General features: G+C 73.2%; 19 protein-coding genes. 9 read left to right on the forward strand and 10 right to left on the reverse strand.

Annotated elements, in window-relative coordinates:
- Nucleotides 1-7: 7 nt before the first annotated feature.
- Entirely contained in the window at nucleotides 8-607 is a 600-nt protein-coding gene (locus tag AB0J36_RS16230) for a hypothetical protein (RefSeq protein WP_357132785.1), read from the forward strand.
- A gap of 3 nt (nucleotides 608-610) precedes the next feature.
- On the opposite strand, the gene AB0J36_RS16235 is transcribed toward AB0J36_RS16230, so the two are convergent.
- A complete protein-coding gene (locus tag AB0J36_RS16235; protein ID WP_357392939.1) occupies nucleotides 611-1,045 on the reverse strand; it encodes a hypothetical protein in 435 nt (144 codons plus the stop codon).
- Nucleotides 1,046-1,359: 314 nt separating this feature from the next.
- Between AB0J36_RS16235 and AB0J36_RS16240 the strand changes: the two genes are divergently transcribed.
- Both AB0J36_RS16240 and AB0J36_RS16245 read left to right on the forward strand, forming a co-directional pair.
- Nucleotides 1,360-4,011 (forward strand): FtsK/SpoIIIE domain-containing protein, encoded by a 2,652-nt coding sequence (locus AB0J36_RS16240; protein ID WP_357392937.1) that lies wholly within the window; start codon nucleotides 1,360-1,362, stop codon nucleotides 4,009-4,011.
- A 28-nt stretch (nucleotides 4,012-4,039) separates the two neighbouring features.
- Nucleotides 4,040-4,738 (forward strand): hypothetical protein, encoded by a 699-nt coding sequence (locus AB0J36_RS16245; RefSeq protein ID WP_357172634.1) that lies wholly within the window; start codon nucleotides 4,040-4,042, stop codon nucleotides 4,736-4,738.
- Nucleotides 4,739-4,774: 36 nt separating this feature from the next.
- Here the strand turns inward: AB0J36_RS16245 and folE are convergent, their stop codons facing one another.
- The 4 genes from folE to AB0J36_RS16265 form a co-directional block, all read right to left on the reverse strand.
- Nucleotides 4,775-5,440 (reverse strand): GTP cyclohydrolase I FolE, encoded by a 666-nt coding sequence (gene folE / locus AB0J36_RS16250; RefSeq protein WP_357132965.1) that lies wholly within the window; start codon nucleotides 5,438-5,440, stop codon nucleotides 4,775-4,777.
- 35 nt (nucleotides 5,441-5,475) lie between these two features.
- On the reverse strand, nucleotides 5,476-7,497 hold the full coding sequence (gene ftsH / locus AB0J36_RS16255) for an ATP-dependent zinc metalloprotease FtsH (protein ID WP_357132793.1): 2,022 nt from the start codon (nucleotides 7,495-7,497) through the stop codon (nucleotides 5,476-5,478).
- Between the two features lie 464 nt (nucleotides 7,498-7,961).
- Complete coding sequence (hpt, locus tag AB0J36_RS16260) at nucleotides 7,962-8,537, reverse strand: hypoxanthine phosphoribosyltransferase (RefSeq protein WP_357132795.1); 576 nt, start codon at nucleotides 8,535-8,537, stop codon at nucleotides 7,962-7,964.
- A 101-nt stretch (nucleotides 8,538-8,638) separates the two neighbouring features.
- Entirely contained in the window at nucleotides 8,639-8,788 is a 150-nt protein-coding gene (locus AB0J36_RS16265) for a hypothetical protein (protein WP_355052605.1), read from the reverse strand.
- A gap of 138 nt (nucleotides 8,789-8,926) precedes the next feature.
- On the opposite strand from AB0J36_RS16265, the gene AB0J36_RS16270 reads away from it, so the two are divergent.
- Nucleotides 8,927-9,907 carry a helix-turn-helix domain-containing protein gene (locus tag AB0J36_RS16270; protein ID WP_357132797.1) on the forward strand — a complete coding sequence of 327 codons (981 nt, stop codon included), beginning with the start codon at nucleotides 8,927-8,929 and terminating at the stop codon, nucleotides 9,905-9,907.
- Here AB0J36_RS16270 and tilS read toward each other — a convergent pair.
- From tilS to dacB, 3 genes are all read right to left on the reverse strand, one after another.
- Nucleotides 9,894-10,886, reverse strand: coding sequence for a tRNA lysidine(34) synthetase TilS (tilS, locus tag AB0J36_RS16275; protein ID WP_357132799.1), 993 nt, complete (start codon nucleotides 10,884-10,886; stop codon nucleotides 9,894-9,896). The genes AB0J36_RS16270 and tilS overlap by 14 nt on opposite strands.
- A 10-nt stretch (nucleotides 10,887-10,896) precedes the next feature.
- Nucleotides 10,897-11,967 (reverse strand): zinc-dependent metalloprotease, encoded by a 1,071-nt coding sequence (locus tag AB0J36_RS16280; RefSeq protein WP_357132801.1) that lies wholly within the window; start codon nucleotides 11,965-11,967, stop codon nucleotides 10,897-10,899.
- A gap of 136 nt (nucleotides 11,968-12,103) precedes the next feature.
- A complete protein-coding gene (dacB, locus tag AB0J36_RS16285; RefSeq protein ID WP_357172783.1) occupies nucleotides 12,104-13,648 on the reverse strand; it encodes a D-alanyl-D-alanine carboxypeptidase/D-alanyl-D-alanine-endopeptidase in 1,545 nt (514 codons plus the stop codon).
- 455 nt (nucleotides 13,649-14,103) lie between these two features.
- Here dacB and AB0J36_RS16290 point away from each other — a divergent pair, with 455 nt between their 5' ends.
- Nucleotides 14,104-14,610, forward strand: coding sequence for an inorganic diphosphatase (locus tag AB0J36_RS16290; RefSeq protein WP_355052506.1), 507 nt, complete (start codon nucleotides 14,104-14,106; stop codon nucleotides 14,608-14,610).
- 31 nt (nucleotides 14,611-14,641) lie between these two features.
- Here AB0J36_RS16290 and eccD read toward each other — a convergent pair whose 3' ends face one another.
- On the reverse strand, nucleotides 14,642-16,045 hold the full coding sequence (eccD, locus tag AB0J36_RS16295; RefSeq protein WP_357132803.1) for a type VII secretion integral membrane protein EccD: 1,404 nt from the start codon (nucleotides 16,043-16,045) through the stop codon (nucleotides 14,642-14,644).
- A 101-nt stretch (nucleotides 16,046-16,146) separates the two neighbouring features.
- On the opposite strand from eccD, the gene eccCa reads away from it, so the two are divergent.
- From eccCa to AB0J36_RS16315, 4 genes are all read left to right on the forward strand, one after another.
- Nucleotides 16,147-20,130, forward strand: a complete 3,984-nt coding sequence (gene eccCa / locus AB0J36_RS16300) for a type VII secretion protein EccCa (protein ID WP_357392929.1) — start codon at nucleotides 16,147-16,149, stop codon at nucleotides 20,128-20,130.
- Nucleotides 20,131-20,204: 74 nt separating this feature from the next.
- Entirely contained in the window at nucleotides 20,205-21,536 is a 1,332-nt protein-coding gene (gene mycP, locus AB0J36_RS16305) for a type VII secretion-associated serine protease mycosin (RefSeq protein WP_357392927.1), read from the forward strand.
- Nucleotides 21,537-21,588: 52 nt separating this feature from the next.
- On the forward strand, nucleotides 21,589-22,380 hold the full coding sequence (locus AB0J36_RS16310) for a phosphatase PAP2 family protein (protein ID WP_357392925.1): 792 nt from the start codon (nucleotides 21,589-21,591) through the stop codon (nucleotides 22,378-22,380).
- A 37-nt stretch (nucleotides 22,381-22,417) separates the two neighbouring features.
- Complete coding sequence (locus tag AB0J36_RS16315) at nucleotides 22,418-23,113, forward strand: phosphatase PAP2 family protein (RefSeq protein WP_357392923.1); 696 nt, start codon at nucleotides 22,418-22,420, stop codon at nucleotides 23,111-23,113.
- 13 nt (nucleotides 23,114-23,126) lie between these two features.
- On the opposite strand, the gene AB0J36_RS16320 is transcribed toward AB0J36_RS16315, so the two are convergent.
- Nucleotides 23,127-24,305, reverse strand: a complete 1,179-nt coding sequence (locus tag AB0J36_RS16320) for a MarP family serine protease (RefSeq protein ID WP_357132813.1) — start codon at nucleotides 24,303-24,305, stop codon at nucleotides 23,127-23,129.
- Between the last annotated feature and the right edge of the window lie 8 nt (nucleotides 24,306-24,313).

Below are 24,313 nucleotides of genomic sequence, written 5' to 3' on the forward strand. Positions count from 1 at the left end.
CACTGGCATGACCGGACCGCTGCCGGACCCGTTCGCCGACCAACCCGACTGGGCGCCCCGGCCACCCCGCCCCCTGACCATCGTGCCCGCCACCGGGCGCGTGGAGCTGCGCGGGCAGCGGGTGCTCGTGGGTCTGCCCGGGCTGGGCTGGCGTGGAGACCTGCGCGCGGACGACCGGGTCGTGCAGGGCGCCCGAACCTACGTGCCGGTCATCCCCGAACACGAGTGGTACCGGGCCGAGGCCGACCAGGTAGAGGTGTTCGCGCCGCTGGTGCCGGTGGAGCGGGTGTGGGTGGAGACGGTCGGTGAACGGCCCGCAACGGAGGGCGTACGGGACACCGGCATCCGCTTGGTCTCGCTCGACGGCCCCTCCCACCGCGCTCCCACCCCCGTGTTCGAAGCGGACGCGGTCACCGGACGCCGGGTGGTGCACGTTGAGGACGGACGCGAACACCGGGACATGCGGGCGGTGACCGAAACCTACTCGGGCGCCGAGGGCGACATCTGCGTGCGGATCACGCCCGAGGTGGAGTGGTACCGCTGGGCCTGGCGTGGCCAGTCACCCACCACGCTCGAGGTACCCGTCCATCTGCTGTGGATCGAGTGACACCTAACCGACCCTCGCGCCAGTACATACACGCCAACCGTCTCTGTCCTGAACATCGAACCGCCAGGTATCAGCCAGACTCTGTTGAATCCCATCGATCGATGCACTACGGCGGATTACAGCGGTGACCGAGGCATTATTCGAATTAATCTTCGCGACGCTAACACCTTCGATGTTGATCGAGAGTGAAACGCCAAGTTCTTGCTCACGTCGGACTGCTTGCGCATTGAACTGATCCAGAGCCGGGACCGACCCATCACAAGTAAATAGCTTGGCTCTGTTGGGGTCGCGAGACACAAGCGCTGCCTGCAGATAGTTGACGACGACCACGTCGGGGGCGCTGCGGTCCGGGGCGGCGGCGCGGTTGTAGAGCACGAAACCTGTCGCCACCCCGCCGAGCAGGAGCAGCGCGAGCACACCACCGACAACGATGAGCACGGTGCGCAGCCGGCGACGTCGCGGCTGTGGTGCCGGCGTTGGCGGGGCCGGCGGCAGCTGTTCGGACGGAGTCCGCTGGGCCGGTACGCGGGAGACCTGGGAACCGGCGGGGGGCTGCACTGATTCCACCTCCTGACGTTAACGGCTGGACGGCGCGGAGCCAATGCCTCAGATCCAGCGGATCGTGACGGACCACTCCCCACCGGTGACATCCGCGACAACACCGGCGCACCGCCGCGGTACCTCCCGGAGGTGGGGCTCTGGCTGGGATACCGTCACTGCTCGGGGAGGGGTTGCCGACCTCGGGTGAGGGGGTGGACACGGTGGCCGGTCCGAAGGCACGCACGAACCGCGCCGCGGCGCTGCACCGCCGGGCTGCCGCTGTCGTCACCGCCGCCGCCGGGATCCTCGACGAGGTGCGCCCGGCCCCTGCTGATCAGCGCCGCCAGTACGAGTTGGCCGAGCGGCTTCAGCTGGTTGCCGCGCGGCTGGCCCCGGGCTGGTCGGGAGCCGCTCTGGACTCACTCGACGTGGGCTCTCCGGCGGGTGACGGCCCACCACCGTTCGTACGGGTCGGCACGGCGGCGCCCCTGGACGACGCCCGGTTTCCCGCTCTGGTGCCGCTGGTCGGTACGGGGCATCTGAGCGTGGATGCCGACGGGCGGGAGCCTCGGGTGGCGGGCCTGCTGCGGGCCGTGGTGCTGCGGCTGCTGGGTGCCGCGCCCGCGGGCGCGCTGCTGGTACGCGCGGTGGACGCCACGGGTGCCGTGCTGACGCCGTTCGGCGCGCTGGCCGACGCCGGGCTGCTACCCCCGCCGGCGGTGGACGTGGCGGGTCTGCGCGCGGTGTTGACGGAGGCGGAGCAGTGGGTGACGCCGGGGGCGAGCGGACGGCGTCGTCACGACCGTACGCTGCTGCTGGTGGTCGCCGCGCTGCCGGAGTTGACCGGCCCGACCGATCTGGCGCGGATCGAGACGCTGGCCGAGCAGGGGCCGGCGGCGGGGCTGCACCTGGTGGTGGCGGGGTGGCCGCCGTCCGGCCCGTACGCGTCCCGGGATCCGTTGCCCCGGGCCACCTCGCTGGTGTTGCGCAACGCGTACGCGCTGCTCGGCGACCCGCCGGGCGCATCGTTCGCCAGCCCCGGGGCCGAGGCGCCGGGTGGGATGAACTCACCGGTCTTCGTGGAGACGGACCCACCGGCGGATCTCGTCGACGCGGTCTGTCGGCGGCTGGCCGCCCAGGTGGAGGCGGGCTCCCGGTTGGCGTTGGCGGATCTGTTGCCGGAGACGGGTGACGGCCGGTGGACGGCGGATGCCTCGGACAGCCTCACCACGATGGTGGGTGACGCGGGCGGTCGGCCGGTGCAGCTGGGCTTCACGGAGCTGACGCCGCACTGGTTGGTGAGTGGCCGGTCCGACGCGGGTCGTGCCGCGTTCCTGACCACCGCCCTGCTGGGGCTGGTCGCCCGGTACGGTCCGGACGATCTGACGCTCTACCTGGCCGACCTGGGCGACGGCGAGTCGTTCGTGGAGTTTCTGCAGACCGAGCGGGACCGCTCCTGGGTTCCGCACGTGCGGGCGGCGGCCATGGCTGCCGACCGGGAGTACGTCCGGGACCTGTTCGACCAGCTGACGGCCGAGGTGCGGCGCCGCGCGGAGGCGGCGGAGCGGGCCGGCGGGCAGCGCTTCGCGGAGCTGCGCCAGCACCGCCCGCTGCCTCGCATCGTCTGTGTGGTGGACAATGTGCCGTTGCTCTTCGCCGAGCGGGATCGGCTGGCCACCGAGCTGGCCGCGCAGGTGGACGCGTTGGCCCGGTCCGGTCGGGCGTACGGCGTGCACCTGGTGCTGGCCGGCGCGGGTGAGCTGGGGTTGAGTGCCCGCTCGGACGCCGGGCACCGGGATTCGGCGCTCGGGCAGTTTCCGGTACGGGTGGCGTTGCCGGGTGGCGGCCCGGTGTTGGAGCCGACAAACGATTCGGCCGCCGGTCTGCCGGTGGGCAGCGCGGTGGTGAACACCGCCGGAGGGTTGGGCGGCCCACGTGGCGCGATCCGTGGTCACGAGCGGTTGATCCGCCACCCCGATCCGCTCGACGATCCGGCGGTGGTCGAACGGCTGCGACACGAGCTGTGGGCGGCCCGACCGTCGGAGGCGGTGCCGCCCGTGGTGTTCGCCGGGTACGCCCGTCCGCTGCTGGGCAACGATCCGCGTCACCGGGCGGCCCTGGCGGGGCAGGCAGGTGGCCCGGCGGCCTTGCTGGGCCGTGCGGTGGACGTGGCCCGCACGACGGTCGCCGTACCGATGGGGCCTGCTCCTGGACGTAACCTCGCGGTGCTGGGCTCGGGCGCGGCGGCGGGTGGCCTGCTGGCGACGGCGGCCCGGAGCACCGCGAGCCACCATGCGGCGGGCACCGCCCGGTTCGTGGTGGCCGCACCTGACCAGGGGGCTCGCCCGCTGGCGGAGGCGTTGACGGCCGAGCTGGCCGCCCGTCATCCGGCCCGACTGGTGGACCTGCCAACGCTGTTGGCGGACGCCGACGACGAGCTGCCGACGTACCTGGTGGTCTTCGGGTTGGATCGGCCCGGTCCCCGGGATCTGCCGGCGGATCGGTTGCGGGCGCTGCTGCGGGACGGGCCACCGGCGGGCCGGCACCTGCTGGGTTGGTGGCGGGCGGTGCCGCCGTTCGCCGCGCTGCTGGAGCCGGACGGCGAGGTCGACAAACTGGCCGCCGTCGTGGCGCTGGACGTGCCGGCCGCGCAGCTCGCCGCCGTGTTCGGCAGGCCGGTCCAGTGGCGGGCGCGTCCGGACCGGGCGGCGCTGTGGGATGGTCCCGACGAGCGGGGCACGATCCTGGTGCCGTTCGCGGAGGAGACGAGGAGACCGGACGAAACGAGGAGACCGGACGAGACGGGGCGACCAGACGAGGCAGGGCTACCGGACGAGACGGGGCGCGCGGGCGATGCGGGTTGAGCCGGCGATGCGTAGGGAGGGTGCCGAGGTGAGGGCGACGGCGACCGGTCCGGGTCCGCAGCGGACCGCCGGTCCGGACGCTGGCACGGCGCCTGTCGACGCCTGGGCCGAGTACCTGGCGGCGGCCCGTCAGCTCGATGCGGTCCGGCGCGGCGCGGCGACCGCCGCCGGTGAGCAGGCCCGCTCGGCGGAAGCCGCCCGGGAGGAGCTGACGGTGGTGCGCGCCGGGTTGGCGACCCAGCAGGAGCGGTTGCGGGAGCGGGGCGTACCGGCGATCTCGCTGGTGCCGTCGCCACCGGAGCTGACGGAGGCCGCCCGGTCGATGGCCGGCGGCCCGGCCGCCGTCCTGGCGGCGCTGCGGACCGCACGGGGTCGGGCCGAGGCGGCGGACGCGGCGTTGGCCGCGCGCCGCGGCCTCCGACCGACCTCCTGGCCCGCGCGGGCCCGAAACCTCCTGGTGTACGGGCCGCTGGCGCTGCTGGTGCCGCTGATCCAGATCATCGTGTACGCGACGACCGGGTCGGGCCCGGCCAGCGTGCTGGCCCTGGTCGGCGGGCTGCCGATGCCGGCGGCCGCCTTCGTCGTCGGCTGGGTGTGTGTCGGCCGGGTGTTCCGTGCCGCCCCCGACGACCAGGTGGACCGCACGGTGCGCTTCGGCGTGCTGGTCTGCCTGGTGCCGGCGGTCCTGGTCACGACCGGCCTGCTGCTGGCTCTGCTGGCCGGCTGACCCACCGGCTACCCAGCCGGCGGTCGCGCGGGTGGGTCAACGGGGAAGGATCAGGGCCATCGCCTCGGCCCGCGACTTCGAGTCCGTCTGCAGGATGCCGCGCACCGCCGACGTGATGGTCTTGGCGCCGGACTTCTGGATGCCGCGCATCGCCATGCACATGTGCTCGCATTCGAGCACGACGACGACGCCGCGCGGGGCGAGCCTGCTCATCAGCAGGTCGGCCACCTGCGAGGTGAGCCGCTCCTGCACCTGGGGTCGGCGGGCGAACACCTCGACGAGGCGGGCCAGCTTGGACAGGCCGGTGATCCGCCCGTCCGGGCCGGGGATGTAGCCGATGTGCGCGCTACCCCGGAACGGCAGCAGGTGGTGCTCGCAGAGGCTCATCACGTCGATGTCGCGGACGATCACCAGCTCTTCGTGGTTGGCCTCGAAGGTGGTGCTGAGCACCTGCGCCGGGTCGACGCGCAGGCCAGCGAAGAGTTCGGCGTACGCGCGGGCGACCCGGGCCGGGGTCTGTTGGAGGCCGTCCCGGTCCGGGTCCTCGCCGACCGCGATCAGGATCTCGCGGACGGCTCTCTCGATCCGGCCGAGGTCGACCGCGTCCTCGACGGGACGACCGGTCAGCTTGCCGCTGATCAACCGGGCGGCGACGTAGTCCAGCTCGTCGTCCCCGTCGGGTTCGGTCGCGGAAACGGCCAGCTCCCCGTGGGGGGAGCTGGCCGTCGGGTCGTTGCTCAGTGCGTACCGTCCGAGTTGTTGCTGGACGGCGACCCGCCGCCGACGGACGCCTGCGCGCCGTCGGCCTCGGCCTGCGCCTTGAGCTTGTCCTTCTCCGCGGGGGTGAGCACGGGCGGCTCGGTGGACGGCTGGCGCTTGCCGAACCCGTTGTACGGGGCGAGCGGCGGGCGCTTGACCACCCGGGAGCAGATCCGCGCCATGTCGGCCGTGGAGAGGGTCTCCTTCTCCATCAGCTCGAGCACGATGTTGTCCAGGACGTCCCGGTACTCGACCAGGATCTCCCACGCCTCGTCGTGCGCCAGCTCGATCAGGGCCCGCATCTCGCCGTCGATCTCGGCGGCCACCGAGTCCGAGTAGTCCCGCTCGTGGCCCATGTTGCGGCCGAGGAACGGCTCGTCCCCGCTGGTGCCGTACTTGATCGCGCCGAGCTTGGAGCTCATGCCGTACTGGGTGATCATCGCGCGGGCCAGCTGGGTGGCCTTCTCGATGTCGTTGCCGGCACCGGTGGTCGGCTCGTGGAAGACCAGTTCCTCGGCGGCCCGGCCGCCCAGCGCGTACGCCAGGGTGTCGATCATTTCGGCGCGGGTCTGGGTGTACTTGTCCTCGGTCGGCAGCACCAGGGTGTGGCCCAGCGAGCGGCCACGGGACAGGATCGTCACCTTGTGCACCGGCGCGGCGTGCGGCAGCGCCCAGGCGACCAGCGCGTGGCCACCCTCGTGGTACGCGGTGATCTTCTTTTCCTGGTCGCTCATCACCCGGGTCCGCCGCTGCGGACCGGCGACGACCCGGTCGATCGACTCTTCGAGTGAGTCGTTGGAGATCGCGCGCTGCTCCTTGCGAGCGGTGAGCAGGGCCGACTCGTTGATCACATTGGCCAGGTCGGCGCCGCTGAAGCCCGGCGTGCGACGGGCCACCGCGTCGAGGTCGACGTCCGGCGTGAACGGCTTGCCCTTGGCGTGCACCCGCAGGATGGCCTTACGGCCCTCCATGTCGGGGGCGTCCACCGGGATCTGCCGGTCGAACCGGCCCGGGCGCAGCAGCGCCGGGTCGAGGATGTCCGGCCGGTTGGTGGCCGCGATCAGGATGACCCCGCCCTTGGTGTCGAAGCCGTCCATCTCGACGAGCAGTTGGTTGAGCGTCTGCTCCCGCTCGTCGTGGCCGCCGCCCATGCCGGCGCCACGGTGCCGGCCGACGGCGTCGATCTCGTCGACGAAGACGATCGCCGGGGCGTTCGTCTTGGCCTGCTCGAACAGGTCACGGACCCGGCTGGCGCCGACGCCGACGAACATCTCCACGAAGTCGGAGCCGGAGATCGAGTAGAAGGGCACCCCGGCCTCGCCGGCGACCGCGCGGGCCAGCAGCGTCTTACCCGTTCCGGGCGGGCCGAACAGCAGCACGCCCTTCGGGATCTTGGCGCCCAGGGCCTGGTACTTGGCCGGGTTCTGCAGGAAGTCCTTGATCTCGTACAGCTCTTCGACGGCCTCCTCGGCACCCGCGACGTCCGCGAAGGTCGTCTTGGGGGTGTCCTTGGTGATCATCTTCGCCTTGGACTTGCCGAAGTTGAGCACCCGGGAGCCGCCGCCCTGCATCTGCGACATGAAGAACAGCAGCAGGAGCACGAGCAGCGCGATCGGCAGCAGGTTGACCAGCAGGCTCACCCAGATGCTGTCCGAGGAGACCTTGGCGTCGGCCGGGCCGGTGACCCGGTTGGCCGCCTTGGCCGCGAGCACCTCGTTCCAGACCTCGTCGCCCACCTGGTACGGGAACTGGGCTTCGATCCGGTCAGTGGTGGTCTCACCGAACTTGGTCTTGTTCTTCAGGTCGAGCTGGAGCGTCTGCTCCTTGTCCTGAAAGATGACCTTGTTGATCTGTGCGGTGTGGAGCTGGTCGAGCGCAACGGAAGTGTCCACGCGGTGGTAGCTGGGACCAGCGGTGAACAGCTGACTGAGCACAACGGCGCCGAGGATGACCAGGATGATCCAGACCACCGGTCGGCGGAAGAAACGCGTACGTTCCATACTGTTGTCGAGCGCCGGAGCGCCCGCATCCTCCTGATCGACGTCCTGACCGTCTGATGGTGTCGCCGCGGTGAGCGGCGGCCGGAGCCGCCGTGCGGGCCGGCTCGACCCCGAGGCACCGAAACTGCCGCGCCGCGGTCATTCGACGGTACACCGTGTACGCGAGGAGTGAGCTTGCGAGCCCCGCAGTCGTACACAATCACAGCGGTGTACGCGAGGAGCGAGCTGGTGAGCCCCGCGGTCGTGCACCATCGAATCGGGTCCGGGTGGTAACCGGCGTGGCGGGGAGTCCGGCCCGGCCACCCGAACGTTCGGTCACGCGGTCGAGGGGCCGGACGCGGAGTTACCTCCACGCCACCGGGGTCCACCGTAACCGCAAGAGCTGAGAGCCCGCTGAACGTCTGCTTGATGAACGCCGATACGAATCGCCTTCACCCGGGTCGGCGGCGGGCCGGCGACCGGGTTCAGGAGCGGGCGTAGACCTCGGGCTTGAGCACCCCGACGTAGGGCAGTTCCCGGTAGCGCTCGCCGAAGTCGAGGCCGTAGCCGACCACGAACTCGGTGGGGATGTCGAAGCCGACGTACTTCACCGGCACCGGCACCTTGACCGCGTCCGGCTTACGGAAGAGCGCGACCACCTCGACGCTCGCCGCCGAGCGCGACTCCAGGTAGCGCAGCAGCCAGGAGAGCGTCAGCCCGGAGTCGACGATGTCCTCGACGACCACGACGTGCCGGCCGGCGATGTCGCGGTCGAGGTCCTTGAGGATGCGGACCACCCCGGAGGAGGTCGTGCCCTGGCCGTAGGAGGAGATGGCCATGAAGTCGAGTTCGGCCGGGGGGCCGCTTCGGCCCAGCGCCCGGGCGAAGTCCGCCATGAACATCACCGCGCCCTTGAGCACGCAGACCAGCAGCAGTCCGTCGCCCACGTGGGCGTAGTCGGCGGAGACCTGCTTGGCCAGTTCCGCTGTCTTCTCGCGGATCTGCGCCTCGGAGATGATCACGTGGTCGATGTCGGCGTCGTACCAGGAGCCGTCAGCCATGACTCCTAGCCTGCCGTACGTCGGATGGCCTCCGTCGGCGGGGCCGCACCTTTCGGCACGGTCCCGCCCAGGATTTTTACCGCGAAGGGTGCTAAAAGGCATCAGCTGGTACGGGACCGCCAGCGGCGGCCGTCCTCGCTGGGCTTCCAGTCGGCCGAGTCGTGGCTGTCCACGGTGAGGTTCGCCGCCGAGGCGGCGACGAGCAGGACGAGGAACAGGAGGAAGAACAGGAACTCCATGGCGGCGCTCACTTTCGCATGATTGCTGTCGGTTTCGCCGCCGGTGCGCACCGGACTGAGACCAGTCTGCGCCGACGCGCGCCGCCCGGACAGTGGCAGAGATGCCATTGGGCATCGATTTACTGCCATCTCTCGGGTTACCCTCGTCACATGCTCCGATCCGTCGCCGTCCTCGCCCTGGACCAGGTCGCTCCCTTCGAGCTCGGGGTGCTCGCGGAGGTCTTCGGCACCGACCGGACGGCCGACGGCTTCCCCGCGTACCGCTTCGACGTGTGCAGTCCCGACGGCGTTGCCGTACGCACCTCGGCGGGCTTTCACCTCACGCCGAACGCCGACCTGGCCCCGCTCGAGGAGGCCGACCTGGTGGCCGTTCCGGCACACGGTCAGGGCACCGTCGTACCCGACTGTGTGCTCGACGCGTTGCGCCGCGCCGACGCGCGCGGGGCCCACCTCATCAGCGTCTGCTCCGGGGCCTTCCTGCTCGGCGAGGCCGGACTGCTCGACGACCGGGAGTGCACCACCCACTGGCGGTACGTGGACGAGCTGCAACGCCGGCATCCCCGCGCCCGGGTGCGGTGCAACTCCCTGTACGTCCAGGACGGTCGGCTGCTCACCAGCGCCGGCACCGCGGCCGGTATCGACGCCTGCCTGCACCTCGTCCGCCAGGTGCACGGCTCGGCCACCGCAACCCGGCTGGCCCGGCGGATGGTGGTCCCGCCGCACCGCGACGGCGGCCAGTCGCAGTACGTCGAGGCGCCCATCCCGAAGGCCCCCGAGGCGCCCACCCTGGAACCGGTGCTGGAGTGGCTGATGGGGCACCTGGACCGGACGATCACGGTGGAGGAGCTGGCCGCCCGCGCCGGCATGGCCCCCCGGACGTTCGCCCGGCGGTTCCGGGCCGAGACCGGCACCACCCCGCACGACTGGCTCACCAACCAGCGGGTGCTACTCGCCCGACGACTGCTCGAGGAGACGCCGCTGAGCGTGGAGGCCGTCGCCGACCAGGCCGGTTTCGGTGACGCCGCCGCGCTGCGCCACCACTTCAGCCGCCGGGTCGGCGCCACCCCGCACAGCTACCGGACGACCTTCCGGGACCGGAGCGACGGCGCGGCGGCCCTCAGCCCGAGCTGAGGACCGCCAGTCGGTCGCCCCGACGAAGTACGCGAACACCCCCGGGCAGGTCGGTCGGACCCTGACCGTGCCAGTCGGTGACCAGGGCGTCCAGCGCCCCGACGTGCCGGTGCGACAGGGCGCCCCCGACCGCGCCCAACTCGAGGGCCCAGGCGTGCAGCACCCGACCGCGTACGGCGGCGGTGAGGCCGGCCAGCTCCGGCACCGCGAGCCCACCGGCGGGATGCCGGGATGTCACCAGCGCCCTCGCCGCGATCTCGTCGAGGGCGGTGTTGTCCGCCGCCACCAGCCGGGCGGTGCGCGCCAGGTTGGCCACCACACCCGGCCCGAGCGCCCGTACCAACGCCGGCAGCACGTCGGCCCGCACCCGGGAGCGGGCGTACGAGGGGTCGGTGTTGTGCGGGTCCTGCCAGGGGCTGAGCCCGAGGACGGCACAGGCGGCGCGGGTCTGCTCCCGGCCGATCTCGAGCAGCGGACGCAGCAGCGGAACCCCGGCCAGCTCCCGCCGATCGGGCATCCCGGCCAGCCCACGCGGCCCGGCCCCCCGGGCGAGTGCGAGCAGCACCGTCTCCGCTTGGTCGTCGCGCGTGTGGCCGGTGAGCACCGCGACCGCCTCGTGCTGCCGCGCGGCCTCGGCCAACGCCTCGTAGCGGGCCTGGCGGGCCGCCGCCTCCGGCCCGCCCGGACGGCCGGCCACGTCCACCCGCACCGCCACGACCGGCGCGAACCCGGCCTCTCGGGCCCAGGCGGCCACCGCCTCCGCGCGCCGTGCCGAACCGTCCTGCAGTCCGTGGTCCACGGTCACCAGGCCGGCGGGAAGACCCAGCCGGGGCGCCACGAACACGGCCGCCGCCGCCAGGGCCAGCGAGTCGGCCCCACCGGAGCAGGCGACCAGCACCGGCCCGCCGGACGGCAGGTGGGTCAGCGCGCGACGGACCGCCACCCGGATCGCGGCCACCGGTGGGGCGAGCGCGGCCACCGGCGGACGGTCAGCCGGCGGACGGAACGGTGCCGGCCGGGCCGTGCACGCGTGCCACCCAGGCGTCCGGGTCGCCCAGCTCCGACAGCCGGGGCAGGGTGAGCGGTGAGTTGAAGATCTGGTTGAAGCCGTCCATGCCGACGCGCTCGACCACGCCGTGCACGAACTTGCGACCCTCGGCGTACTGGCGCATCTTGACGTCCACCCCGAGCAGCCGACGGATCGCCTTCTCCAACGGGTTGCCCGCCTCGCGGCGACGGTTGAACGAGGCCCGGATCCGCTCCACGCTCGGGATCACCTGCGGGCCGACGCCATCCATCACGAACTCGGCGTGCCCCTCCAACAGGGTCATCAGCGCGGTGAGGCGGTCGAGGACGGCCCGCTGCGCCGGGGTCTGCACGATGTCCAGCACGCTCGTCCGGCTCTCCGGGTCGCGGACCGCCTCGGACAGCGTCGCGACACCGCGCCGCAGCCGCTCGACGAGATGTTCGCCGCCGCTGGACGACGCGTCCACGAACGCCTGGACCTCGCCGAGGAAGTAGGCCCGCATCCAGGGCACGGCGGTGAACTGGGTGCGGTGGGTGACCTCGTGCAGGCAGACCCACAGCCGGAAGTCCCGGGAGTCGGCTTCGAGCTTGCGCTCCACCTCGACGATGTTCGGCGCCACCAGAAGCAACTGCCCCGGGTCGGCGGAGAAGACCTCGTACTGGCCGAGGACCCGGCCGGACAGGTAGGCCAGGACGGTGCCGGCCTGCACCCCGGTCAGCCGCGACCCGATCGCCTCGGTGAGCGCGCCGGGCTGCTTGTCGCCGGACAGCCGGCTGACCAGTGGGGTGATCACCTCACGCAGCCCGGCGATGTTGGTGGCCGCCCAGTCCCGCCGGTCGACCACCCGCACCGGCGGGTGCGCCACCTGCGCCCGCAGGCCGGTGTAGTCGGCCACGTGCCCGGCGGCCTCGTCGGTCAGCCGACGCAGGTCGCCGACCACGTCGGTGGCCTCGGTGTACGACACCCGGGGGCCCGACTTGCTCAACGCCCCCGCGGTGGCGGCGGCCAGATCCCAGTCCACGAACTGCGCCATGAACCCACCGTACCCGCGTCGCGACACCCCGGGCCGGGCTCGCGTCGGCGATCGACGCCGGTCGCGGCCCCGCGTGCCGACCCGGACCGGGCCCTGGAGCTGGTCAGCGGCAGCCGGAGCCCGCCCGTGCGGCCGGTCAGCGGCAGCCGCAGCCGGCCAGTGCGGAGGCGATGCGGTCCAGCGCCGGTTGGGCGGTGTCCGTCCCGCCGGGCACCTTGTCGGTGAGCACCGCGAAGGTGAGCAGTCGGCCGTCGGCCGTGGTGACCAGGCCCGCGATGGCGTGCACCCCGGTCAGGGTGCCGGTCTTCGCGCGTACGGCACCGGCGCCGGCGGCGGTCCCCGGGGCACCCCGGTAGCGCTCGCCCAGCGTGCCGGACCAGCCGCCCACCGGCAGGCCTCCGAAGACGCCGGCCAGTTCCGGATGATCCGGACTCGCGGCCAGTCGGATCAGGTCGGTGAGCAGCGACGGGCTGATCCGGTTGCGACGCGACAGCCCACTGCCGTCGGAGAGGGTGATCTCCTCGGCGGGCAGGCCCAGCTCCGCCACCTCGGCGTCCATCGCGGCAGCGCCGCCGTCGAAGGACGCCTTCTGGTTTCGTGCCAGGGCCACCTGGCGGGCCAGCGCCTCGGCCAGCAGGTTGTCACTCTCGCTGATCATGATGTCGACCAACCGGATCAGCGGTGGGGACTGCACCACACCCAGCTCCGTACCGGCCGGCGGGGTGCCACCGGCGGCGGTCGCCAGAGCCGGGGCCGTACCCCGCTTGACGGCGCTGGTCGGTACACCGAGCAGCCGGGCGAACGACCGGCCGGCGGCCAGGTCGGGCTCGGGGACCCGCTCGGCGCCGCCGGGCTCGGCGCCCGGGTCCTTGCGTGCCCCGTCGGTCATCAGCGCGGTCACCGCGCCGCCGTACCCGCCGGTCGGGATGTCGTCGTCCCAGCCGGGGCCGTACAGCGGGCCGGAGTAGACCGTGCCGTCGACGGTGACGCTGGTCGGGGCGGTGCCGCCGAGGGCGGTACGTACCTGCGCGGCCAGGTCGTCCAGGCGTGCCGCGCCGGGGTAGTAGCCCTTCTTGTTCACCGCGAGCGTGGGGTCACCGCCGCCGACGATCACCACCTCGCCCGGCTTGGTGCCGGCCACCGCCCGGGTCGGGATGCGGAATCCGGGGCCGCGGGCGGCCAGCACGGTCACCGCCGTCGCCAGTTTGGTGACGGAGGCGGGCACCGTGCCGTCGTCCGCGCCCTTGCCGTACAGCGTCTGACCGGTGGTCACGTCGGCCACCGAGACGTTCACCCGGTCACCCAGGGCGGGTACGTCGACCAACGGGTCGAGCACGGCCCGTACCGCGTCGGCGCTGGGCAGCGGCGCGTTCGGGTCGGGTCCGTTCAACACGTCCGACGGGTCCGGTTCGGCGCTGGCGCCGGCGGCGGTCGGCGCGGACGCCCCGTCGTCGCCCAGCCAGCCCGCGACCGGGCCGGGACGGGTCACCACGACACCCACACCGGCCAGCACCAGCAGCACCACGACGGCCAGCACGGTCACCAGTCGCCCGCGACGGCGCGGCGTGGTCGGCGGCGTCACCGGCGGTTCGACGTCGGCCGTCGAGGGCAGCGCGGAGATCGGCGGACCCAGCGGCGGTACGCCGTACGGATCGCCGCCGGCCGAACGCTCGCCGGGCATCGGGCCGCCCCAGGTGGGGCCGCTCGGGGCGGGTCGGACCGACGCGCGACCCGGGGGGTGCGCGCCGCTCGCGGGGCGGTCCGGGCCGAGGACCGGGAAGCGACCGTTGTTCGGTCCCGCCGGGGCCGAGCCGGACGGACGCCACGGCAGCGGCGGTGGCCGCTCGGGAACCGACTCCTCGGGGACTCGGGGGAAGTGCGCGTCCGGCACCGGGACCCTTCCGGTCGCGCCACCGGAGCCGGATCGTCCGGTACCGCCTCTGACGCCCTCGTCCGGACGGTAGTGTGAATCTTCCCTCCCCACGACCCCCTCCTCCCCCAACGAAAATCGGCTTGGGTGACACTACTTCGGTCCGAAGACTATGCGGCGGCCGGAGTCGGCGGGTGGGCATTCACCTGTCCGGAGGGCCGCCAGTGGTTCCGTTAGCCAGCGTGGGCAGACGAGGGAGCGTGCAGATGGATTTCGACGTGACGGTTGAGATCCCGAAAGGTCACCGCAACAAGTACGAGGTGGACCACAAGACCGGCCGGATCCGGCTGGACCGCACCCTGTTCACGTCCACCCAGTACCCGGCCGACTACGGCTTCATCGAGGACACGCTGGGCGAGGACGGCGACCCGCTGGACGCGCTCGTGCTGGTCCCCGAGCCGACCTTCCCGGGCTGCCTCATCCGCTGCCGGACCATCGGCATGTTCCGGATGACCGACGAGAAGGGCGGCGACGACAAGGTCCTCTGCGTCCCCTACGAGGACCCTCGTCAGGAGCACCTGCGCGACATCCACCACCTGGGCGAGTTCGACCGCCTGGAGATCCAGCACTTCTTCGAGGTGTACAAGGACCTGGAGCCCGGCAAGTCGGTCGAGGGCGCGACCTGGGTCGGCCGCACCGAGGCCGAGGCCGAGATCCGCGCCTCCTACCAGCGGGCGCGCGACGCCGAGGCGCGCGGCGAGTCCACCCACTGACGTACGACGACCGGCCGGGCCCGGGAGCTGCTCACCCGAGCAGTCCCCGGGCCTTGTCGTACAGGTCGAGCACCGCGCAGGCGACCGGCACCACGGCGACCACCAGGGCCGTGTCGGTGAGGTCCGCGACCCGCCCGAGGTACGGCGAGACCGGTCGCCGGGCGTACCCGGTGCCGGCGGCCACGGTCACCAGGCCCAGCGCCGCCCCGCCGAGGACCAGCGCCAGGCGGCCGGTGTCGTCGGCCCGGTCGACCAGCACCGCGCCCAGCACCGCGTAGCCGACGAGCCCGGCGAGCACCGTCGGCACCCGGTGCCGCAGCGCCACGAACAGCCGCGAGCGCAGCAGCAGCACGGCCGAGACCACCGCCACCAGCGCCGGGCCGGCCGTCCCACCAGCCACCCCGAGTACGACAGCGGCCCCGACCGCCAGCACCGCGTGCCCGAGCAGCATCCCGGTGAGCATCTCCTCGGTGCGGGTGACCGCCGCCTGCACCCGACCCCGGTCCGGTAGGTCCCCGGGCCGCTCCGGCTCGGCGGCGGACGGGGTGGCCGGCAGGGTGATCGGCGGCAGTGGCAGCTTGCCGAGCCGGATGGCCAGCAGCGGGATCGCCCCGATGGCGAAGACCAGTGCGCTGAGCAGCACCGCCGCCGTGCCGGCGGGGGTCAGCGGCAGCGCGCCGAGCGCCGCGCCGGCACCGAGCAGGCCGACCGTGACGCCGGCCACGAAGATCCGCTGTCGGCTCGCCACCCCGAGCAGCCCGACCAGCGCCACGAGCAGCAGCGCCACCGAGCCGGCCAGCAGTTCGGCCGCGCCGACCCAGCGCACCGGCACGAGCGGGCCGACCGGGTCACCCGAGCCGACCGCGAGGGCACCGGCTACGAAGGCGTACGGAAGCGCGTACCCGCCGAGCGTCGCGCCGGCCGCGCCGTCGCCGTTGGCACGGCTGGCGACCGTACCGGCCACGGTGAGCAGCAGCGCCACCGCCGCCGCCGCGACCCAGCCGCTGCTCGACGTCGGGCCGCTGGCGAGCAGGGCGAGCAGCCCGACGGCGAGCGGTACGGCGGCGCCGGCCAGACCGGCGACCCGGGTGGCGGCGGGTGACCAGGCTCCGCCACGTCGCCGGGCGCCGTCGGCGATCGCCTCCACGACGTCGTCGTACTCCAGCTCGGGCCAGTGGGCGCGGGCCGGCACCAGGTGCAGCACCTCGCCGTCGCGGACGCCCTGCGGCAGCAGCGCCTGCGCGGTCGCCAGCAGCGCCCCGTCGGTGCGGCGCAGCACCCAGCCGCCGTGCCGTTCCCCGTCGTCGGCCAGTCCCTCGCCGGCGTGCCGGAGCACGTCGGGCAGCAGCTCGGCCAGGGGGACCTGCTCCGGCAGGGCGACGTCCACCCGCCGCTGGGGGGCGCTGATGGTGACGCGGGCCAGTCCGGTTGTCATCGACCGGTCTCCATATCGAACGGCATCGGAGGCTGCGGGGACGACAGGACTTTACCTACCATGAGCCAGGCTCGGGTTACCCAGCGCAGTCAGGAGGCCGAGTGTCCACCGTCGTCATCAAGCGCCCACCGCGTCGGCCAGCGCCGGAGATCCCCGTCGGCGAGCTGCCCGTCGACGCGCCGCCGGAGATCCCGGCGGTGGCCGGCGGCCGGTGGCAGCAGGCACTGATGGTGCTGCCCATGCTCGGCGGCACGGTGGCGATGGCGATGATGTTCGGGCGGGGCGGCGGCGCGTACTCGTACGTCGTGGGCGGCATGTTCGGGCTCTCCTCGCTCGCGATGCTGGTGACCACCTGGGGCAGCGCCTCGGGCACCCCGAAGAAGTCCGAGATGATGGCGGCTCGCCGCGAGTACCTGCGCCACCTGGCGACGCTGCGCCGTCGGGTCCGGCAGACCGCCGGACAGCAGCGCGCGGGTCTGTACTACCGCCACCCCGACCCGGGCCGACTGTGGTCGACCGTGGACAGCCGCCGGGTCTGGGAACGCCGCCCCGGCGACCCGGACTTCGCCGTGGTTCGCGTCGCCGTCGGGCCGCAGACGCTGGCCACCCCGCTGGTGCCGCCGGTCACCCGGCCGCTCGAGGAGCTGGAGCCGATGACGGCCGGCGCGCTGCGCCGCTTCCTGGACGCGTACTCGGTGGTGCCGGAGCTGCCGGTGGCGCTGTCCCTGCGCAGCTTCGCCCGGGTGCACGTGCGCAGCGCCGCCGGCAGCGGCCCGACCACCGGCGGGCCACCCACGCCCACCGGCGACCCGGCGGCGCAGGCCCTGACCCGGGCCGTGCTGATCCAGCTGGCCGTCTTCCACGCGCCCGACGAGCTGCTGATCGCGGTCTGCGCCGGCCCCGAACGCCGTGCCGCCTGGGAGTGGGTGAAGTGGCTTCCACACGCGCACCACCCCGGACGCACGGACGCGCTCGGACCCGCCCGGCTGGTGACCTCGTCGGGCGCGGAACTGGAGCGGCTGCTCGCCGACGTGGTGGCCAGCCGCTCCCGGTTCAGCCCGGCCGGTCCGGCCACCGACGGCCCGCACGTGGTGGTGGTCCTCGACGGCGGTGACCTGACCGGCGCCACCGACCTGACCGGCGACGGTGGCATCGACGCGGTCACCGTGCTCGACCTGGAGACGCCACCGCCGCGCCTGCTCGACCGGTACGCGCTGCTGCTCGAGCTGCGCGGCCGGCGGCTGCACTCGTGGTCGGTCGAGGGGCACGCCGAGGTGGGCAGCGCCGACCACCTCGACCTCGCCGACGCCGAGGCCGTCGCCCGACGGCTCGCGCCACTGCGGCTGGCCGGCACGGCCCGCGGCCCGGACGCCCCACTGGAGATCGAGTTGGGCCTTCCGGAGCTGCTCGGCCTCGGCGACCCGGAGAGCTTCACCGCCGAGCAGGGTTGGACGCCGCGCGCGCCCCGGGACCGGCTGCGGGTGCCGATCGGGGTGGGCGTCGACGGTGGCGCCATCGAACTGGACCTCAAGGAGTCCGCCCAGGACGGGATGGGCCCGCACGGTCTACTCATCGGGGCCACCGGGTCGGGCAAGTCCGAGCTGCTCCGCACCCTCGTGCTGGGGCTGGCCGCGACGCACAGCTCCGAGCAGCTCAACTTCGTCCTGGTCGACTTCAAGGGCGGGGCGACCTTCGCGCCGTTCGACCGGCTGCCGCACACCGCCGCCGTGATCACCAACCTGGCCGACGCGTTGCCCCTGGTGGACCGGATGGTCGACGCGATCAACGGCGAGCTGGTCCGCCGGCAGGAGCTGCTGCGCCGGGCCGGCAACTTCGCCAGCGTGCGCGACTACGAGCGGGCGCGAGCCGCCGGCAGCCCGCTCGCCCCACTGCCGTCGCTGCTGCTGATCTGCGACGAGTTCTCCGAACTGCTCTCCGCCAAGCCCGACTTCATCGACCTGTTCGTGCAGATCGGTCGGCTGGGTCGGTCGCTCGGCGTGCACCTGCTGCTCGCCAGCCAGCGCCTGGAGGAGGGCCGGTTGCGCGGGTTGGACACGCACCTGTCGTACCGGATCGGGTTGCGCACCTTCTCCGCGCTGGAGTCCCGCACGGTGCTCGGCGTGCCGGACGCCCACGAGCTGCCCCGCTCGCCGGGCCACGGCTACCTGCGCGCCGGCACCGATCCGTTGGCCCGGTTCAAGGCCGCGTACGTCTCGGGCGCCGTGCGCCGCCGGGCCGCCACGGCCGGCGTCCCGGCCGACGACGAAGCCCGCCTGCTCACGTTCACCACCCACGCCGTACCGCTGCCCGCGCCGACGACACCGGCCCTGCCCATGGTGGCCGAGGACGAGCCCGGCCGGGAAACCCTGCTCGACCTGCTGGTCGACCGGCTCGTCGGGCAGGGCCCGCCCGCGCACCAGGTGTGGCTCGCGCCGCTCGGTGATCCGCCGCCCCTGGACGAGTTGGTCGGCACGGTCGAGGTGGACCCGGCCCGCGGGCTCACCGTGGCAAACCCCGAGCTGCACGGAGCGCTGGGCGTGCCGGTGGCCGTCGTGGACCGGCCGTTGGAGCAGCGCCGGGACCTGCTCTGGCTGGCCCTGGACGGTGCGGCCGGGCACGTGGCGGTGGTCGGCGCTCCGCAGAGCGGCAAGTCCACGGCGCTGCGGACGCTGATCTGCGCGTTGGCGCTCACCCACACCCCGGCCGAGGCGCAGGTCTACTGCCTCGACTTCGGCGGTGGCGGCCTCGCGGCGCTACGCGACCTGCCGCACGTGGGCGGGGTGACCGGTCGCGCCGACCCGACCGCCGTACGACGCACCGTCGGCGAGCTGACCACACTCCTGGCCGACCGGGAGCGCCGCTTCGCCGAGTTGGGCGTGGAGTCGATGGCCACGTACCGGCGACGTCGGGCCGCGACGGCGACGACCGATCAGCCGGATGCCGACCCGTACGGCGACGTCTTCCTGGTGGTGGACGGATGGAGCACGCTGCGCGGCGAGTACGACGACCTGGAACCGCTGGTCACCGACCTGGCGACCCGTGGTCTGTCGTACGGGCTGCACGTGGTCGCCACGGCCCTGCGCTGGCTGGACTTCCGCCCGGCGATCCGGGACCTGTTCGGCTCCCGGCTGGAGTTACGCCTCGGCGACCCGGCCGACTCCCTGGTCGCCCGGCGGGCCGCGGCGAACGTGCCGGAGCGTCCCGGCCGGGGGGTGACGGCCCAGAGCCTGCACTTCCTGACCGCGCTCCCGCGACTGGCGGGGCCGAGTGGGGGCACCGCCGAGCTGGTCGAGCGGATCACCGACAGCTGGCCCGGGCCGGTGGCGCCTCCGGTCCGACTCCTCCCGCCGGTGCTGCCGTACGCCGATCTGGATCTCACCGCCACCACCGGGCTGCGGCTGCCGATCGGTGTCGCCGAGGCCGACCTCCGGCCGGTGCACCTCGACTTCGCGGCCGAGCCGCACTTCGTGGTCTTCGGGGACGCCGAGTGCGGCAAGTCGTCGTTCCTGCGGGCGCTCGCCACGTCGATCACCACCCGGTTCACGCCGGAGGAGGCCCGGGTCATCCTGGTGGACTACCGGCGCAGCCTGCTCGGCGCGATCGAGACACCGCACCTCATCGGCTACGGCACCGCGGCCGCGCACACCGCGGACCTGGTCGAGTCGGCCGCCGGTTACCTGCAGCGGCGGGCGCCGGGGCCGGAGGTCACGCCGCAGCAGTTGCGCGATCGCTCGTGGTGGTCGGGGCCGGAACTGTTCGTGCTGGTCGACGACTACGACCTGGTGGCGACCGGGCCGGCGAACCCGTTGCGGGCGCTGGAGGAGCATCTGCCGCACGCCCGCGACGTCGGCCTGCACCTGGTGCTGGCCCGCCGTTCCGGCGGCGCGGGTCGGGCCCAGTACGAGCCGATCGTGCAGCGGCTGCGGGAACTCTCCACCGCCGGACTGGTAATGGCGGGCAGCCCGGAGGAGGGCGCGCTCGTCGGGCCGGTACGACCCGGGCCGCTGCCAGCGGGCCGTGGTCGGTTGGTCACCCGGCGAGAGGGCGTACGCCTCGTTCAGCTCGCACATTTGCCGCCACCGTGACCTGTCTCCGCGGTTCCCCCCGTGACGCGTGGGGAAACCGGTAATCTCCGATCGTCATGGTTCCGTCGGGATGAATGGCAGTGGATGTGACTGGGGTTCGGCACAGCGCTCCGGCGGTGGCCCGGCGGGCCGGCCGGGCGCTGCTCGGCATGGCGGCGCTGGCCGCTGTCGCGGTTCCGAGCGCCGCACCCGTCGCCGCGCCGAGCAGCGGCGGGCAGCTCGCCGGCGCGTCGGCCGCGTTCGCCCCCGGTGACAGCGTCTCGCGCACCGACCAGGTTCGTGACGAGCAGTGGCAGCTCGACGAGCTGCGGGCCGACACGGCCTGGCGCACCTCGACCGGTCGGGGCGTGACCGTCGCCGTGGTCGACTCCGGCGTGGACGCGAACCATCCCGACCTGGCCGGTCAGGTGCTGCCCGGGCTCGACCTGGTCGGACCGGCCGGCGGAGCGGGTCCCGATCCGGTGGGCCACGGCACCACGGTCGCCGGTCTGATCGCCGGGCGCAACGACGACAAGCGGGGCGTGGTCGGCCTGGCACCGGATGCCCGGATCCTGCCGGTACGCGTGCTGGACGAACGCAACAAGTACGACGACGCGCTGATCGTCGCCAAGGGCGTCCGGTGGGCGGTCGACCACGGCGCCCGGGTGATCAACTTGTCGCTGGGCGGCAGTGGCGACAGCCCGGCCCTGGCCGCGGCCCTGGACTACGCGTTCGTCCGCGACGTGGTGGTGGTGGCCTGCACCGGCAACCTGGCCACGTCGACCGACTCCAAGCCCTGGTATCCGTCTCGCGAGCCGGGCGTCATCGCGGTCGCCGGGTTGGAGCGCAACAGCGACAACCTGTGGTCCGGGTCGATCACCGGTCGGGCGACGGTGCTCACCGCTCCGGCCACCGGCCTGGTCGGCGCCCGTCCGACCGACGGGTACTGGCGGGTGCAGGGCACCAGCTTCGCCGCGCCGTTGGTGGCCGCCACCGCCGCGCTGGTCCGGTCCCGCTACCCGGACATGCCCGCCGGCCAGGTGGTCAACCGGCTCGTGGTCACCGCCCGGGACATCGGCCCGACCGGCCGGGACGACCGGTTCGGGTACGGGGTGGTCGACCCGGTGGCCGCGCTGACCGCGGATGTTCCGCCCGTCGCCGCCAACCCGCTGGACGATCAGACCTCGCCCGGCGTGGTCGGCTTCGGGCCGGCGCCCGGTTCGGGCGACGACGACCCGGTGAGCGGCGCCGGCAGCGCCCCGCTCGGTTTCACCGCTCCCCGGCAGCAGACGGGGTGGACGGCACGACCGGCGGGCGTGCCGGCCGAATCCGCGCCGGAGCGACTGTGGACCGGCGCCGTGCTCTTCGCCGCTCTGGTCACCGGCGCGGCGCTGATGGTGCGCCGGTTCCGCCAGCGCGCTCGCTGAACGACGCACCGGGCAGGCCTGATTGCCCGGCGGGTGGGGTAGAACCGACCGCATGAGTACGCCCGCCACCCGTACCCTCGCCACCGACCGACGCCCGTCCTGGGGGCGGCGTCGCCTCGACCCGGACCACTCGCTGGGGCTGCGGCTGACCCTGGCGGCGACGGCGGCGTTCCTGGTGCTGGTGCCGTTCGCCCTGCTCGCGCTGCTGGTGCTCGGAGCGTGGGCGCCGCTGCACCGGCTGGACTCGACGGTCACCGACGCGCTGCACGAGCACGCGGTGGACCATCCGGCCTGGGTCGTGCTGATGCGGGTGTGGAGCGAGGTGTTCGCGCCGATGCCGCTGCGGGTCGTCGTACTGCTGGTGGTGATCTGGCTGGTGCGCCGACAGGCCCGCCGGTTGGCCCTCTGGGCGACCACCACCATGGTCGTCGGCGGACTGATGGGCCCGCTGCTCAAGCTGCTCGTCGGCCGGGACCGGCCCGAACTGCTCGACCCGGTGGCGCGGGCCGCCGGCTACTCGTTCCCCTCCGGGCACGCGCTGAACGCCACCCTGGCCGCCGGAGTGCTGCTGCTGGTGTTCCTGCCGTACGTCCGGCGCGGGGCCGCGCAGGTCGCGCTCTGGGTCGCCGCGTTGCTGGTCACGCTGGTGACCGGGCTGAGCAGGGTGGTGCTCGGCGTGCACTTCGCCAGCGACGTGCTCGGCGGTTGGCTGCTCGGCGTGGCGGTGGTCGCGGCGACCACCGCAGCGTTCACCAGTTGGCGGGCGCACACGGGCCTCCGGCCGGTGCGGCCGACCCGTGACGGCGTCGCGCCGGAGGTCGAGCGGCAGCCCGACGCGACCTGAGGCGTGACGAGGACGCCGACCGGGTATTGGCCGGCTCATGTCCGACACCGTGGTCCAGATCGTCCGGCGGGTGCTGCTGCCGGTGTCCCTCCTGTTCGGCGTCATGGTGCTGCTCGGGGTGCTGGTCACCCGTGTCTTGAACCGAACCTGGCCGTTCACCGTCGAGGACGCGGTCAACCGGGAGTTCGCCGGTGACCGCACCGGCGGCTGGAACGACGTCTCGCTGGTGTTCAGCACCCTCGCCAGCACTCAGATGATCGTCGTGGTCACCGTGCTGGTGGCGCTGGCGCTGCGGCTCTGGCTGAAGCGCTGGCGGGAGCCGCTGTTCCTGTGCGCGGCCGTGACCGCCCAGGCGCTGGTGTTCCTGCTGACCACGATGGTGATCGACCGGCAGCGGCCCGCGGTGGAGCACATGGACACCTCACCGCCCACGTCGAGCTTCCCCTCCGGGCACACCTCGGCAGCGGTCGCCCTCTACGTCGGCATCGCGGTGCTGATGGCCCTGCGGGCGCGCAGCACCGGCGCGAAGGTCGCCTGGTGGACGCTGCTGCTGATGGTGCCGGTGGGCGTGGCGCTGACCCGCATGTACCGGGGGATGCACCACCCGAGCGACGTGACGGCGTCCTTCCTCAACGGCGGCGCCTGCGTCGCGATCATGGCGCGGGCGATCCTGGACCGGGGACTGCGCTGGGGACGCGCGAAGCTGCCGCTCGCCGAGCCGGCCCGCACCTGATCCGGTACGGCGCTCAGGTGCACTCGCCGGTGGCGACGGCCCGGTTGCGCTCGGCACCGGCCAACGCCACCGGGCGGGCCTCGGCGGCGGTCACTGCGAAACCGGTGTTGGGGTCGTCGGCCGCCGCCGCGAAGATGACACCGAGCACCAGGCCGTTGGCCGACAGCAGCGGGCCGCCCGAGTTGCCGCTGCGCACCAGGGCCCGAATCGTGTAGATCTCCCGGGTGACGTCCCCGGAGGAGTAGATGTCCGGGCCCTTGATCCGGTCGACGTCACGGACCCGGGCGGACTGCGCGTTGTACGGCCCGTCGAGCGGGAAGCCGAGCACGATGGCGTCCGAGCCGCTGCCCGCGTTGCCGGCGGCGAACCGCAGCGACGGGCCGGGAAGCCCCGGCACCAACAGCACGGCCAGGTCCCGGTTGGGGTCGTACACCACCACCTGGCCGTCGTACCGCTCGCCGCCCAGCTCCACGGCCACCGAACGGGTGCCGGCGACCACGTGCGCGTTGGTCATGACCCGGTCGTCGGCGTACACGAAGCCGGAGCCCTCGATCCGACGCGAGCAGCTCGGCGCGGAGCCGAGCACCTTGACCACCGAACGCTGACCGTTGACCACCACCTGGGAGCCCGCGAGCGCCGGGTCGGGCGGCTCGACCTGCCGGGCCCGGGTGGGCGCGAGGCCACCGAAGACGTCCGGGAAACCGTCGGTGTCGACGGTGTCCTCCAACGCGGTCGAGAGCCGGTGTGCCTCCTCCGGCAGGATCCCGTTCACCACGCTGATCAGCGCGCTGTTGCGTACCGAGGCGGCGAGCCAGGGCACCGACGACGATCCGAGCGGTACAGCGACCAGCCAGGCCAGCAGGAGCACCGCGAACAGCGAGACGAAGGCCCCACCGACGTCGTCGATGCGCCGACCCACGTCGCTGGTGATCGTCTTGCGCAGGTGCGAGCCGAGCCAGCCGGCGAGCGCCTGCCCGATCACCGCCAATCCGAAGATCGCCACCAGTGAGATCAGCACCCGGGTGCCGGCGTCGACGAACTGCCGGGCGAACAGCGGCCCGAGTTGCAGGCCGAGCAGGAGACCCAGGAAGAAGCCGGACAGCGAGGTGATGCCGATGACAAAACCCTGACGGTATCCGCTGATCGCGAACACGAGCATGAGCAGCAGCAGGACGAGATCCACGACGGACACGGGGTCCA

It is taken from the genome of Micromonospora sp. NPDC049662 (assembly GCF_040675055.1).
Classification (GTDB): Bacteria; Actinomycetota; Actinomycetes; order Mycobacteriales; family Micromonosporaceae; genus Micromonospora.

What these genes read in the sequence shown, in the direction of transcription:
- AB0J36_RS16230 (WP_357132785.1), top strand. Translation starts at nt 8, where the DNA reads ATGACCGGACCGCTGCCGGACCCGTTCGCCGACCAACCCGACTGGGCG.
- ftsH (WP_357132793.1), bottom strand. Translation starts at nt 7,497, where the DNA reads ATGGAACGTACGCGTTTCTTCCGCCGACCGGTGGTCTGGATCATCCTG.
- hpt (WP_357132795.1), bottom strand. Translation starts at nt 8,537, where the DNA reads ATGGCTGACGGCTCCTGGTACGACGCCGACATCGACCACGTGATCATC.
- AB0J36_RS16270 (WP_357132797.1), top strand. Translation starts at nt 8,927, where the DNA reads ATGCTCCGATCCGTCGCCGTCCTCGCCCTGGACCAGGTCGCTCCCTTC.
- AB0J36_RS16280 (WP_357132801.1), bottom strand. Translation starts at nt 11,967, where the DNA reads ATGGCGCAGTTCGTGGACTGGGATCTGGCCGCCGCCACCGCGGGGGCG.
- dacB (WP_357172783.1), bottom strand. Translation starts at nt 13,648, where the DNA reads ATGCCCGGCGAGCGTTCGGCCGGCGGCGATCCGTACGGCGTACCGCCG.
- AB0J36_RS16290 (WP_355052506.1), top strand. Translation starts at nt 14,104, where the DNA reads ATGGATTTCGACGTGACGGTTGAGATCCCGAAAGGTCACCGCAACAAG.
- eccD (WP_357132803.1), bottom strand. Translation starts at nt 16,045, where the DNA reads ATGACAACCGGACTGGCCCGCGTCACCATCAGCGCCCCCCAGCGGCGG.
- mycP (WP_357392927.1), top strand. Translation starts at nt 20,205, where the DNA reads ATGGCAGTGGATGTGACTGGGGTTCGGCACAGCGCTCCGGCGGTGGCC.
- AB0J36_RS16310 (WP_357392925.1), top strand. Translation starts at nt 21,589, where the DNA reads ATGAGTACGCCCGCCACCCGTACCCTCGCCACCGACCGACGCCCGTCC.
- AB0J36_RS16315 (WP_357392923.1), top strand. Translation starts at nt 22,418, where the DNA reads ATGTCCGACACCGTGGTCCAGATCGTCCGGCGGGTGCTGCTGCCGGTG.